At 67.7% G+C, this 13,775-nt stretch carries 11 protein-coding genes; 6 read left to right on the top strand and 5 right to left on the bottom strand.

Features of this window, described 5'->3' with window-relative positions; translation table 11 throughout:
• Positions 1-33: 33 nt before the first annotated feature.
• The 5 genes from BLQ14_RS06615 to BLQ14_RS06595 form a co-directional block, all read right to left on the bottom strand.
• On the bottom strand, positions 34-915 hold the full coding sequence (locus tag BLQ14_RS06615) for a FliM/FliN family flagellar motor C-terminal domain-containing protein (RefSeq protein WP_170068399.1): 882 nt from the start codon (positions 913-915) through the stop codon (positions 34-36).
• A gap of 178 nt (positions 916-1,093) precedes the next feature.
• A complete protein-coding gene (locus BLQ14_RS06610) occupies positions 1,094-3,784 on the bottom strand; it encodes an ATP-binding protein (protein WP_092499360.1) in 2,691 nt (896 codons plus the stop codon).
• Positions 3,781-4,083, bottom strand: coding sequence for a hypothetical protein (locus BLQ14_RS06605; protein WP_092499358.1), 303 nt, complete (start codon positions 4,081-4,083; stop codon positions 3,781-3,783). The genes BLQ14_RS06610 and BLQ14_RS06605 overlap by 4 nt, the downstream gene beginning before the upstream one ends.
• A complete protein-coding gene (locus tag BLQ14_RS06600) occupies positions 4,080-4,448 on the bottom strand; it encodes a response regulator transcription factor (protein WP_092499356.1) in 369 nt (122 codons plus the stop codon). The genes BLQ14_RS06605 and BLQ14_RS06600 overlap by 4 nt, the downstream gene beginning before the upstream one ends.
• A gap of 141 nt (positions 4,449-4,589) precedes the next feature.
• Entirely contained in the window at positions 4,590-5,969 is a 1,380-nt protein-coding gene (locus BLQ14_RS06595) for a helix-turn-helix domain-containing protein (RefSeq protein WP_092499354.1), read from the bottom strand.
• A 230-nt stretch (positions 5,970-6,199) separates the two neighbouring features.
• Between BLQ14_RS06595 and BLQ14_RS06590 the strand changes: the two genes are divergently transcribed.
• The 6 genes from BLQ14_RS06590 (at position 6,200) to acs (ending at position 13,528) form a co-directional block, all read left to right on the top strand.
• On the top strand, positions 6,200-7,543 hold the full coding sequence (locus BLQ14_RS06590; protein WP_092499352.1) for a substrate-binding protein: 1,344 nt from the start codon (positions 6,200-6,202) through the stop codon (positions 7,541-7,543).
• 131 nt (positions 7,544-7,674) lie between these two features.
• On the top strand, positions 7,675-8,706 hold the full coding sequence (locus tag BLQ14_RS06585; protein ID WP_092499350.1) for a branched-chain amino acid ABC transporter permease: 1,032 nt from the start codon (positions 7,675-7,677) through the stop codon (positions 8,704-8,706).
• A gap of 5 nt (positions 8,707-8,711) precedes the next feature.
• A complete protein-coding gene (locus BLQ14_RS06580) occupies positions 8,712-9,950 on the top strand; it encodes a branched-chain amino acid ABC transporter permease (RefSeq protein WP_092499348.1) in 1,239 nt (412 codons plus the stop codon).
• A gap of 15 nt (positions 9,951-9,965) precedes the next feature.
• A complete protein-coding gene (locus BLQ14_RS06575) occupies positions 9,966-10,721 on the top strand; it encodes an ABC transporter ATP-binding protein (RefSeq protein WP_092499346.1) in 756 nt (251 codons plus the stop codon).
• 5 nt (positions 10,722-10,726) lie between these two features.
• Positions 10,727-11,506 carry an ABC transporter ATP-binding protein gene (locus BLQ14_RS06570; RefSeq protein ID WP_092499516.1) on the top strand — a complete coding sequence of 260 codons (780 nt, stop codon included), beginning with the start codon at positions 10,727-10,729 and terminating at the stop codon, positions 11,504-11,506.
• A 66-nt stretch (positions 11,507-11,572) separates the two neighbouring features.
• Positions 11,573-13,528, top strand: a complete 1,956-nt coding sequence (gene acs / locus BLQ14_RS06565) for an acetate--CoA ligase (protein WP_176759530.1) — start codon at positions 11,573-11,575, stop codon at positions 13,526-13,528.
• Positions 13,529-13,775 lie beyond the last annotated feature (247 nt).

Below are 13,775 nucleotides of genomic sequence, written 5' to 3'. Positions count from 1 at the left end.
CCGCCGCGTCGGCGCCGCCGGGAGGGAGGGCGCTCACGCCCCGCTCTCGCCCTTATCGGATCCGGGCAGCCGGGCCGACGCGCCCGCGGCCGACCAGCCGCCACGGGCGCCGGCGGGGTCGCCGGGCGCGGCGGGGAGCAGGCGCACCGCCTTGCGCTCCCCGACCCGGCCGAGCCGAACCGCCGCGACCGGCGCGCCATCGGCCCCGACCAGTTCCACCGCATCGAGGCGGGCCCCGTCGAGCGGCAGCACCTCGCCCTCGGTCAGCGCCTCGACGCGGGCGAGCGGCAGCGACAGGCGCGCCAGCACCGCCTCGAGGCGCACGGTGCCGTCGCACACCGCGCGCTCGAAGGCGGGGCGCCAGTCCCGCTCCTCGCAGGGGCGCCCCTCGGCCGGCGGATCAGGTGGCGGCAGCACCAGAACGATGCGGCCGGCGCGCGCTCCGCGGCCGGCGTCGAGGGACAGGTCGTGCAGGTGGTGGGCGCGTTCGCGCAGGCAGAGGCTGGCGCTGCGCGCATCTGCCCTCAGCGCGCCCATGGACAGGCCGGCGAACTCCGAGGCCTCCGCGAGCCCCTCGCCGAGCACGGCCGTCAGCTGAAGGGCGCCGTTCACGAGACCGGACGCCATCGCCGCATCGGTGGTCGTGGCACGGCGTTCGGGTGCTTCGCCCGGCTGCACCGCGCCCACGGTCGCCGCCTCGACCACCGCGGCAAGCAGCTGGGGGCAGAACGCCACCAGCCCTCGGCGGCCGTCCGCCGCCTCGAGCATGGCGATCAGTCCTGCCGATGGCAGGCGCTCGACAAGCGCCTCGGGCAGCAGGCGTGCGCTGCCAAGGCCGGTGACGGCAAGTTCAATACCGAACTCGCGCAGCGCAGCCTGGGCAAAGGCAAGTTCGAGCGCGCGCAGAAGGCTCATGCCTCCCGCCCTGGCACGGGTCGCGCCCTGCCCTCCCGCGGCGCGGAGCTTCCGCCGCAGGACCGATGCCGTCTCCCCGGCTGCTTGCGTTGCCGCGCCTGCATCCTCCATGGGCGCAGCCTGCCACCCAGAGGTTACGGCTTTCTTGCCGCCGGATCGTCTCGCCCGCCCAAGGCCGTCATGCCGCTTCCGCCACCGGCAGGCGCGGGAGGCGCACCCTGAAGGCGGCCCCGCCCTGCCCCGGCAGGTAGGCCACCGAGCCGCCGAGACGGGCCATGATCTCGCGGCAGATGGCAAGCCCCAGCCCCGCGCCACCCGCCCGCGCATTGTCCGACAGGCGGGAGAACTTCTCGAAGATCACCGCCTGATCGGCCTCGGCAATGCCGCGGCCATTGTCGATGAAGTCCACCACCACCTCGCCGCCGCGCAAGGAAACCTCGATGCGCAGCTCCGGCTCATCGGCTTCGCAGTATTTCCGTGCATTGGAGATGATGTTGATGAACACCTGCGCCAGGCGGTCGGGGTCGCTTTCGACCTCCACCGCCTCGGTGGCGTGGTCGCGCCGGATGGCGAGCCGCTTCGCCCCGCCCTCGGTGCCGGCCAGCACCGCCCTGTCGAGCACCTCGCGCAGGGTGAAGCGCTGGCGGCTCAGCGTCACCCGCCCCGCCTCGAGCACGCTGAGGTCAAGAAGATCGTCGAGAAGGCGGGTGAGGCGGATCGTCTCCTCGTGGATGATGGAGGAGAAATGGCGCACCTCCTCGGGGCTCAGATCCTCGCCACCCATCAGGATTTCCGAAAAGGCGCGAATCGAGGTCATCGGCGTTCTCAGCTCGTGGCTGATCTGGCTGAGGAAGGCATCCTTCTGAATCGACAGCTGGGTGAGCTTGGCGTTGGCCTCGCGCAGCTGACGGGCGGTGCGCTCGAGCTCGGCCGATTTGGCTTCGAGCTGGGAGGAATACTCCATCATCTGCGCCGTCTCGTCGGCGACCGCCATCAGATCCTGCACCGAGACCGCCGCACCGCCCACGATCTGCGCCACCATTGCATGCGCCGTGGCCGCGCCCACCGAGCCTGCAAGCTCGCGCTCGAGCCGCTCGACGAAGGCGGGCGTGACATCGGGCAGAAAACCCGCCTTTCCCTGCTCGCGCGCCACGGACTGGAAGAGCTCCTGCGCCTCGGCCGCACCGAGGATGCGCTGGGCCATGATCATCAGATCCTCCGCCTGCGCCGCCGAGCGGCTCCAGCCCTGGGCGGAGGCCGAATGCTCGAAGACGTTGACGAACTGCGCGCCCTGCAGCCGCTCGAGCGGCGAGGGAAAGCTCGCCAGCGACACCGCGACGAAGGCGGCTGTGTTGAGCGCCATCGACCACAGCACCGCATGCACCAGCGGATCGAGCCCCTCGAGCCCGAAGAGCGCGCGCGGACGCAGCCAGCCAAGCCCCCAGGGGCCTTCGGCAAACACCCGCGCCGAGAGCACCGCGCCCTCGCCGAAGCTCGGCAGGAACATCGTCCAGCCCCAGACGGAAAAGCCCACGACGAGCCCCACAAGCGCGCCCTTGCGCGTGGCACCGCGCCAGAACAGCCCGCCGATCAGCGCCGGCAGCACCTGCGCCACGCCGGTGAAGGAGATCAGCCCGATCGCCGCGAGCGCCGCGCCGGAGCCCGAGAAGTGATAGTAGAGATAGCCAAAGCCCAGAACGGCGGCGATGGAGATGCGGCGCGCGCTCAGCACCACCTGCCGCACATCGCCCGACATCGAGGCCCCGCCCTCCCTCAGCCACAGCCAGATCGGCATGACGATGTGGTTGGAGACCATGGTGGAGAGCGCAATCGCCGCGACAATCACCATCGAAGTGGCGGAGGAGAAACCGCCGAGGAAGGAGAGCATGGCGAGGTTTTCCTCCCCGAGCGCAAGCGGGATGGTCAGCACATAGAGGTCGGGGTTGCCGCCGGCCTCGGGCATGGCGAGGCCGACCACCGCGATGGGCAGCACGAAAAGGCTCATCGCCGCCAGATAGAGCGGAAAGGCCCATGAGGCGGTGGCGACGTGGCGCTCGTCCACATTTTCCACGACCATCACCTGGAACATCCGCGGCAGGGTCAGGAAGGCCGCGGCGGCAAGAAAGATCAGCGTCGCCCAGCGGCCGCCCTCGATCTGCCAGGCGGAGACGGGCGAGGCCTCGATGCGCGCCATGATCTCGGCCGGCCCGCCGGCCACGCCCCAGACGACGAAGACGCCCACCGCGAGAAGCGCCACGAGCTTCACCACCGCCTCGAGCGCGATCGCGGTGACGATACCATAGTGACGTTCGTTGACGTCGAGCGAGCGGGTGCCGAAGAGGATGGTGAAGGCGGCCAGCCCAATGGCGACATAGAGCGCGGTGGTATCAAGGCTCACATCGCTGAGCGCACCCGGCCGGTCGGCGGCGAAGACGGCAAAGCTGTCGGAGACGGACTGCAGCTGCAGCGCGATGTAGGGCGTGGTGCCGACCACGGCCATCAGCGTGACCACCCCGCCAAGCGCGGCGGATTTTCCATAGCGGGAGGAGATGAGGTCGGCGATGGAGGTGATGCGCTGGCTGCGGCCGATGCGCACGAGCTTGCGCACGATCCACCACCAGCCGACCATCACGAGCGTGGGGCCGAGATAGATGGTGACGAACTCGAGCCCGGAGCGCGCGGCATAACCAACGGCGCCGTAGAAGGTCCATGCGGTGCAGTAGATCGACAGCGACAGCGTGTAGATCACCGGCGCGCGCAGCCAGCCGAGCCGTCCCGCGTCGGCCCGGCGCTGGGCAATGAAGGCCACGCCGAAGAGCAGGATCACGTAGGCAAGGCAGACAGCGACGAGCAGGTTGAAGGAGATCATGCGCCATCCTCCCCCGCATCCCGCGCCGCCGGGTCCTCGGCAGAGGCCTCGCCGCGGCCCTCCTCCAGCTGGAGCACGCGCGACAGCGGGCGTGACATGGCCCAGGCAAGGGCGATGAGCACGCCCCAGGCACTGAAGAGATAGATCATCCCTTTCGCGGTGGAGCTCCCCTCCCGCCAGATCAACGGCAGCAGGAACAGGAAAACCCCCAGAAACGGCAGGACGCGCGCGGCATCGGTGAGACGTCGCCGCCGGTAGCTGCCCCGCTCGAGAAACAACGGTGCGCGCGGCGGTTTCATGCTCCGACGAGCTCCCTGACGGCTGCCAGCACCTCGGCGTTCGAGAAGGGCTTGGTCATGAAACGCGTCACTCCCAGCCGCTCGGCCAGCTCCCGGTCGCGCTCCTGGCCGCGGGCCGTGAGCATCAGCACCGGCAAGCCAACGTTGGCCGGGTCGGCGCGCAACGCGCGCAGGATGTCGAAACCGGAAAGCCCCGGCAGCATCACATCGAGAATGACGAGGTCAGGCGCGCTGTCGGCGATCGCCCGTAGCGCGGTGGCGCCGTCCGAATGCGTCCGCACCTCCCATCCGTCGCGTGACAGGATGAAGCTGACCGCCTGGATGATGTTCGGCTCATCCTCGATCAACAGAACCCGTCTGCCCATCGGCAGTCTCCTCCCTGCTGCCGTGCCTTTCGCCCGTGCCCGCCCGCGCAGCCCGCGCCGCCGTGGCTTGCGTTGGCATCGCGCGCTCCAAGGCCTCCCGCATCCCGGGCGCGGGCAGGCTAGCGCGCGCGTCAACTCCCGTCAAAGCGGCGCATCCCTGGCGGGCCCCAGCAGTGAAGGCTCGCGGCGCGCCGGACAGCCTTCGCGCGGACAGATCCGGCAACTCGTGCCGACCGGCCGCAATGGCAGGGCCTCGGACCCGGCCCCGGCCTCGCGCGAGGCGCGCTCGGGCAGCACCAGCATCGTGCTTTCGAACAGCGGCGGCAGATCGAGGCGCGGCGGCGCGACGGGCTGGCTGATTGCCCAGACCGCGAAGCGCGGTCCCGGCGCGCCGGGAAACTCGAGCCGCGCATGCACCGGGCTCATCGGGCGGCTGAGTGCCTCGAACAGCGGCCAGAGCGGACAGGCGGCCCCGAACCGGGGCGGGGTGAAGCCCTCGACCGCGCGCGCCTGCAGGAGCGTGCCAGAGGCATCGGCAACCGCCAGCCCGACCGGCCCGAGTCGGCCGCCCGGAACCTCCGTGTCCTCGGGCAGTGTGGCCAGACGGCGCATGACCAGGGCGGGATCAGCCTCAAGCCGGGCGGTCAGTGCCGGCAGGTCAGGTCCGATCTCGGCCAGCGAGGAAGCAAGGCGCGGCAACGGAAGCGCCTCGGCATCGCGGCGGTACCGCTCGAGATGGGCGCGCGCGAGCGCCCGAGCCGATGGCGACAGCTCCGAGCCGTCAAGCAACGCCTCGGCCAGCGCCCCGGCCTCGTCGGCCGCCGCCCCCTCGATCTCGGGAAGATGATGGCCGCGCGCCTCCAGCCAGGCGCCAAGCTCGTCCTGGGGCGAGGCGCCCGCGCGCCCCGAGGTGCCGCCCGCGCGGTCAAGCCAGTCGGCAAGCCCGCGCGCCGCTTCGGCAAGGCGCGCGCTGTCTTCGACCAGATTGCGCTGGAAGCGCTCCCGCCACTCCGGCTCGATATCGGGCGTCTCGGCAAGAATCTGCGCCGTTGCCCGCAGCGCCGAGGCGGTGTCGAGAACGTCGTGCATCGCCGTCGACAGAAACGGGTCGTGGTTGAGCCGGTCGGAGAGCAGCTCGACGGTGCGTTCGAGCTCGTCCAGCCGCCGCGCCTGATGGGCGATGAGCTCCGCCCAGCCCCGGAAGCGTCCTGCGAATTCCTCCACCCTGCCGGTTTCGGCCGCGGTTTCGGGAGGGCTCGCGCTCCGCGCCGCCGCATCAGCCGCCGCAAGCAGCGACTCGACCAGCGCCGGGCCGGCGGCCTCGGTGAGCGCGGCGGGCTCGACCCCGAGCGCCGCGGCGATGTCGATCAGCAGCTTGCCGCCGATTCTGCGCCGATTGTGTTCAATGAGGTTGAGATAGGACGCCGAAATCCCGACCCGCCGGGCAAGCTCTGCCTGGCGCAGGCCAAGGTCACTGCGCCGCGCGCGAATGCGGCTGCCGGTCAGCGCCTCCCCATGCATGCCGAAACTCCTTTGCCGCCAATGACTTCCGTTGCGTCAGCTCGTGATTCTGAAAAGGCATTTACAAACGAACGCTCCTGTTTGTGCATTTCTTGACAAAAAAATTGTTTCTTTCAAGCACCTTCTTGCGCCATTTTCCTATCCGCGAGAATAATTCTCGCACCCTGTAAAGGGACCGTGGCGTCATTGGAGGAGCCGGCGCCACGGATGTTCACTCGGGAGGAAAACGAATGTCCAACTCCAAGTTCACCCGGCGCGGCGTGCTGCGCACCGGTGCGGCCACCGGCGCGGGCCTGGCGCTGCCGACGATCTTCACTTCGTCCGCCGCGGCCTTCACCAACGAGCCCAAGGGGCCGAATGTGGTCTTCGGCTTCAACGTGCCCCAGACCGGCCCCTATGCCGAGGAAGGGCTTGACGAGCTGCGCGCCCAGCAGCTCGCGGTGGAGCACATCAACGGCGAAGGCGACGGCGGCGCGCTCAACACCTTCAGCTCCAAGGCGCTGCAGGGCAACGGGCTTCTGGGCAAGAAGGTGACCTACGTCACCGGCGACACCCAGACCAAGTCGGACGCCGCCCGCGCCTCCGCGAAGTCGATGATCGAGAAGGACGGCGCCATCATGATCAACGGCGGCTCGTCCTCGGGCGTTGCCGTGGCCGTGCAGGCGCTCTGCCAGGAGGCGGGCGTGATCTTCATGGCCGGCCTGACCCATGCCAACGACACCACCGGCAAGGACAAGCGGCGCCACGGCTTCCGTCACTTCTTCAACGCCTACATGTCGGGTGCCGCGCTCGCGCCGGTGCTGGCCAAGGCCTATGGCACCGACCGCCGCGCCTACCATCTGACCGCCGACTACAACTGGGGCTGGACGCAGGAGGCCTCGATCAAGGCCGCGACCGAGGCGCTCGGCTGGGAGACGGTGGCCACCGTGCGCACGCCGCTGACGGCCACGGACTTCTCGTCCTACCTCGCCCCGGTTCTGAACTCGGGCGCCGACGTGCTGGTGCTCAACCACTACGGCGGCAACATGGTCAACTCGCTGACCCAGGCCGTGCAGTTCGGCATGCGCGACAAGATCGTGAACGGCAAGCAGTTCGAGATCGTCGTGCCGCTCTACTCGGAGCTGATGGCCGAAGGTGCGGGCTCGGCCGTGCAGGGCGTCTACGGCTCGATGAACTGGAACTGGCAGCTTTCGGACGAGGGCACCAAGGCCTTCGTCAAGTCCTTCGGCGAGAAGTACGGCCGGCCGCCGTCGAACTCGGCGCAGACCTGCTATGCACAGGTCATCCTCTATGCCGACGCCGTGGCGCGCGCGGGTTCCTTCCACCCCTGCGCCGTGATCGAGGCGCTGGAGGGCTTCGAGTTCGACGGGCTCGGCAACGGCCCGACGCTCTACCGTGCCGACGATCACCAGTGCTTCAAGGACGTGCTCGTGGTGAAGGGCAAGGAAAACCCGAAGAACCAGTACGACATCCTCGAGATCGTGGAGAAGACCCCGGTCGAGCAGGTGTGGTACGAGCCCGATCACCCGATGTTCGCGGGAGGGGAGCTTGGCCCCTGCAACCCGGGCGAGTAACACGCACGTGACACCGGGCGGGCAGTCACGTCGGCTGCCCGCCCCTTTTCGCCGCCGCAAGCGGCAGCCTCGCAGACGGCGGATGTCAGCCACGCGGCTCGGTTCTGCCGATCACTGCAAGGGTGGGGACCATGGACGCAATCATCCTGCAAACCCTCAACGGGCTCGACAAGGGCTCGGCCTATGCGCTGATCGCGCTGGGTCTGACGATCATCTTCGGCACGCTCGGGGTGGTGAACTTCGCCCACGGCGCGCTGTTCATGCTGGGCGCCTTCTGCGCGGTGGTCTTCAACCGCCTTCTGTCGCTGAGCTACATCACCATTGACCCGACCCAGACCGACTTTCTCGGCAATCCGCTGAAGGTCGAGACGCCCTATGTGATCGGCTGGTTCGGCCCCGAGGCCGGACAGGCGATCATCGACTGGTCGGTGCCTCTGTCGATCCTCCTGGTGATCCCGGTGATGGGCCTCCTGGGTCTGGCGATGGAGCGCGGGCTGATCCGCTACTTCTACCGCCGGCCGCACGCCGACCAGATCCTCGTGACCTTCGGCCTTGCGATCGTGCTGCAGGAGATCGTCAAGTATTTCTTCGGCGCCAACCCCATTCCCACCCCCGCCCCGCCAGCGATGGCCGGCGGCGCCGATGTGGGCATGCTGCTCGGCTTTCCCGAAAACGCCATCGTCTATCCGGTCTGGCGGCTGTTCTACACCTTCTTCGCCGCGGTGGTGATCGCGGCCGTCTTCGGCTTTTTGCAGTTCACCACCTTCGGCATGGTGGTGCGCGCGGGCATGGCCGACCGCGAGACGGTGCAGCTTCTGGGCATCGACATCAACCGCCGCTTCGCGGTCATGTTCGCCATCGCCGCCATCGTGGCGGGGCTCGCGGGCGCGATGTATGCCCCCATCAACTCGCCCAACTACCACATGGGCATGGATTTTCTGGTGCTGAGCTTCGTGGTCGTCGTGGTCGGCGGCATGGGCAGCCTGCCCGGCGCGGTGGCTGCGGGTTTCCTGCTCGGCATTCTCGAGGCCTATGCCTCGCTTGACGCGGTCAAGCAGATCCTGCCCTCGATCGACCAGATCATCATCTACATTGTCGCCATCGTCATCCTGCTCACGCGTCCGCGCGGGCTGATGGGCCGCAAGGGCGTCATGGAGGAGTGAGGCCCATGCTGGGACTTAACAGACAGGACACGGCGCTTCTGATCATCGTTGCGGTGCTGACGCTCTTGGCGCCGTTCATCCTCAACCCCTTCCCCGAGGGCTCGGGGCTGGCGACGCTGAACGCCGGATACCCGGACCTGATGCAGCGCTTCGTCATCTACGGGATCTTCGCCATCGGCTTCAACATCCTCTTCGGGCTGACGGGCTATCTCAGCTTCGGGCACGCCGCCTTCCTCGGCGTCGGTTCCTACGCCGCGGTGTGGATGTTCAAGCTCATCGGCATGCAGGTGATCCCGGCGGTGCTGTTTTCGATGGCGATCTCGGCGATCCTGGCGCTCGGCATCGGCTATGTCTCGCTGCGCCGGTCGGGCATCTACTTCTCGATCCTGACGCTCGCCTTCGCGCAGATGTGCTACAACCTCGCCTATTCGGTGCTGGGCAACCCCAACTCGCGCTTCAACCTCACGAACGGCGAGACCGGCCTGCAGCTCACGCTCGACGACCCGCGCATCCTCGGCGTGCAGCGCACGCCCGACGGCGGCATCCCGGTGCCCAACTTCTTCGGCATCGAGATGCGCGACAGCTATGACCTGCATCTGGGCGACTGGGTGTTCACCTTCTCCGGCGGCTACTACTTTGCCGCGGCGGTGATGCTGATTGCCTTCTACATCGCCATCCGCATCTTCCGCTCGCCCTTCGGGCTGATGCTGCGCGGGGTGAAGTCGAACCAGACGCGCCTTTACTACACCGGCATCAACGCGCGCCCCTACACGCTGGCGGCCTTCGTGATCTCGGGCACCTATGCCGGGCTTGCCGGCGGGCTTCTGGCCTGCATGGATCCGCTCGCGGGCGCCGAACGGATGCAGTGGACGGCGTCGGGCGAGGTGGTGCTGATGACCATTCTCGGCGGTGCCGGGACGCTGATCGGCCCGGTGCTCGGCGCGGGCTTCATCAAGTACTTCGAGAACATCTTCTCGAAAATCAACGACAACGTGCTGCACGGCTGGTTCGCCTTCCTGCCCGACGGCCTGGAAGACTTCATGGTCACGCTCGTCCATCCCTTCGTCGGGAAGGGCTGGCACCTGACGCTCGGCATCCTGTTCATGCTGGTGGTGATCTTCCTGCCCGGCGGGCTGGTGGAGGGCGGCCAGCGCATCCTCGGGCTGTTCCGCCGCCGCAAGGCGCCGCCGCCGGGGCCGGACCCCGAGCATCACCCCAAGCCCACGCCGCATGTGGCCGAGTGAGGAAGGAGACGGACAATGGGCATTCTCGAAGTCAAGAACGTCTCCAAGAGCTTCGGCGGTCTGAAGGCGCTGCGCGATGTCAACCTCTCGGTCGCCGAGCACAGCGTGCATGCCATCATCGGGCCAAACGGGGCGGGCAAGTCGACGCTTCTCAACGTGCTCGTCGGCAAGCTCGTGCCCGACACGGGCTCGGTGATGTTCGATGGCCAGTCGCTCTTGGGGCGCAAGCCCTATGAGATCAACCAGATGGGGATTTCCCGGGTGTTCCAGACACCCGAGATCTTCGGCGATCTCACCGTCATCGAGAACGTCATGATCCCCTGCTTCGCCAAGCGCGATGGCGTCTTCCGCATGCACGCCTTCGAGACGGTGGAGAACGAGGCGGAGATTGTCGCGCAGGCCGAAGCGGCGCTGGCCGATGTCGGCATGCTCGAGAGGCGCGACATGCATGCCGCGGCGCTCAGCCGCGGCGACAAGCGGCGGCTCGAGCTTGCCATGTGTCTGGTGCAGGAGCCGCGCCTGCTGCTTCTCGACGAGCCGACTGCCGGCATGGCGCGGGCCGACACCAACCGGACCATCGAGCTCCTGCGCCAGATCCACGCCAAGCGCGACATCACCATGGTGATCATCGAGCACGACATGCATGTGGTGTTCAGCCTCGCCCAGCGCATCACCGTTCTGGCGCAGGGCGCGCCGCTCGTCGAGGACACGCCCGAAAACATCAAGGGCCATCCGAAGGTCCGTGAAGCCTATCTTGGGGAGGCCGCCTGATGACGATGATCGAGGAAACCCGCTCGGGCAAGTTCCAGCGGCCGGATTTCTCCAGGCACGCCAACATGGCCGAAACCGCGCCGGCGTTTCTCAGCGTGTGGGATGTGCATGCCTACTACGGCGAGAGCTACATCGTGCAGGGCGTGAGCTTCAACGTGCACGAGGGCGAAATCCTCGCCCTTCTGGGGCGCAACGGGGCAGGCAAGACCTCCACGTTGCGCGCCATCGCCCGCACTGGCAGCCCGCAGGTGACCCATGGCGAGATCTGGCTCGATCACCAGCCGCTGCACCGCATGTCCGCCCATGAGGCTGCGCGGGCCGGACTGCAGCTCGTGCCCGAGGACCGGCGCATCATTCCCGGCCTGACGGTCGAGGAGAACATCCAGCTGGCGCAGATAGCCCCGCCCATCGGCTGGTCGCTGGAGCGCATCTACGAGCTGTTCCCCCGTCTCGGAGAGCGGCGCAAGCAGGAGGGCGTGACGCTCTCTGGCGGCGAGCAGCAGATGCTGGCGATTGCCCGGGCGCTGGCGCGCGACATCAAGGTGCTTCTGCTCGACGAGCCCTACGAGGGGCTTGCGCCGGTGATCGTGGACGAGATCGAGCGCACGCTGAAGGTCATCAAGGAACAGGGCATCACCACGGTGATCGTGGAGCAAAACGCCATCCGCGCCTTGATGCTTGCCGACCGCGCCGTGATCCTCGACACCGGCAACGTGGTGTTCGACGGGTCCGCGCAGGAGGTTCTGGACAACGAGGCGCTTCGCGCCGAATACCTCGCCATCTGAAGTCGCATCGCGGCGCCCGGCTTGCCCAGTCACGCCGGCGCCGCCGGGACAGGAGGACATTGCGACATGATCGAGCACATGGATGAAATCTACCCCCCCTCGCCCGAGTTCGTGGCCCAGGCGAAGGTGGACGCGAAGAAATACGAGGAATGGTATGCCGCTTCTGTCGCCGACCCCGAGGCGTTCTGGGGCGAGCATGGCAAACGGCTCGACTGGATCAAGCCCTACACCAAGGTGAAGAACACCACCTTCGCCTATCCCGACGTCTCGATCAAATGGTTCGAGGACGGGGTGCTGAACGCCGCGGCCAACTGCATCGACCGGCATCTCGAGAAGCGCGGCGATCAGACCGCGATCATCTGGGAGCCTGACGACCCGAACGCCGAGGCCCGTCACATCACCTATCGCGAGCTGCACGAAGAGGTGTGCAAGTTCGCCAATGTGCTCAAGGGGCTCGGCATCGGCAAGGGCGACCGGGTGGTCATCTACCTGCCGATGATCCCCGAGGCGGCCTACGCGATGCTGGCCTGCGCGCGCATCGGCGCGATCCATTCGGTGGTCTTTGCCGGCTTCAGCCCCGAGGCGCTCGGCAGCCGCATCGACGATTGCGGCGCCAAGCTCGTCATCACCGCCGACGAGGCCCCGCGCGGCGGGCGCATCACGCCGCTCAAGGCCAACGCGGACGAGGCGCGCAAGCATCACGGCGATCATGTGAAGTGCCTCGTCGTCGAGCGCACCGGCGCCGATGTGCCGATGGTCGAGGGGCAGGACTTTTCCTATTCGAAGCTGAGGGCAGAGGCTTCGGCCGAGTGCCCGCCGGAGCCGATGGGGGCGGAGGATCCGCTCTTCATCCTCTACACCTCGGGCTCCACGGGCAAGCCGAAGGGCGTGCTGCACACCACGGGCGGCTATCTCGTCTATGCCTCGATGACCCACGAGTACACCTTCGACTATCACGACGGTGACATCTTCTGGTGCACCGCCGATGTCGGCTGGGTGACGGGTCACAGCTACATCGTCTATGGCCCGCTTGCGAACGGCGCCACGACGCTGATGTTCGAGGGCGTGCCCACCTACCCCGACGCCGGCCGCTTCTGGGCGGTGATCGACAAGCACAAGGTCAACCAGTTCTACACCGCGCCCACCGCCATTCGCGCGCTGATGGGCAAGGGGCTGGAATATGTCGAGCCTTATGACCTCTCGTCTCTGAAGGTGCTGGGCACGGTGGGCGAGCCGATCAACCCCGAGGCCTGGATCTGGTATCACAAGCATATCGGCAAGGAGCGCTGCCCGATTGTCGACACCTGGTGGCAGACCGAAACCGGTGGGCACATGATCACCCCGCTGCCGGGCGCCATCCCGACGAAGCCCGGCTCGGCGACAAAACCCTTCTTCGGCGTCCAGCCGGTGGTGCTGGATCCGCAGACGGGTGAGGAGATCACCTCCATCGAGGCCGAGGGCGTGCTGTGCATCAAGGACAGCTGGCCGGGGCAGATGCGCACCGTCTTCGGCGACCACAAGCGCTTCGTCGAGACCTATTTCTCGCAGTACAAAGGCTACTACTTCTCCGGTGACGGCTGCCGGCGCGATGCCGACGGCTACTACTGGATCACCGGCCGCGTGGACGACGTGCTGAACGTCTCCGGCCACCGCATGGGCACCGCCGAGATCGAATCAGCGCTCGTGGCCCATCCGAAGGTTGCCGAGGCGGCGGTGGTGGGCTTCCCGCACCCCGTCAAGGGCCAGGGCATCTACTGCTACGTCACGCTCATGGCGGGCGAGGAATACACCGACGAGCTGCGCGAGGAGCTCAGGCAGTGGGTGCGCAAGGAAATCGGGCCCATCGCCACGCCGGACTACATCCAGTGGGCGCCGGGGCTGCCCAAGACGCGCTCGGGCAAGATCATGCGCCGCATCCTGCGCAAGATCGCCGAGAACGACTTCTCCAACCTCGGCGACACCTCGACGCTGGCCGACCCTTCGGTGGTCGAGGAGCTCATCCAGAACCGCATGAACCGCTGATGCGGCACCGCGCCCGCCCCGCGACAGGCCGGGGCGGGCGCCACGCCCGCCGCAGTCTCCGCCTTCTCCGCCTTTTTCTAAAATCGCGCAGGTTTCGCCGCGCGCCTTAACCCTGTCGCAATCTCCGGGCGTCAGTCTGGACGCGAGCTCGCGCGGGAGCCATTCGTGATGGCTCCAGGCCGCAGCCTCAACCGATGTGTCCAGAATGGAGACGGCTCATGCATTGCACGCGCCCCGCAAGCGTCCA

The sequence above is a fragment of the Meinhardsimonia xiamenensis genome, from assembly GCF_900102905.1.
Taxonomy (GTDB): Bacteria; Pseudomonadota; Alphaproteobacteria; order Rhodobacterales; family Rhodobacteraceae; genus Meinhardsimonia; species Meinhardsimonia xiamenensis.
This window is presented reverse-complemented; position numbering and strand designations above follow the sequence as displayed.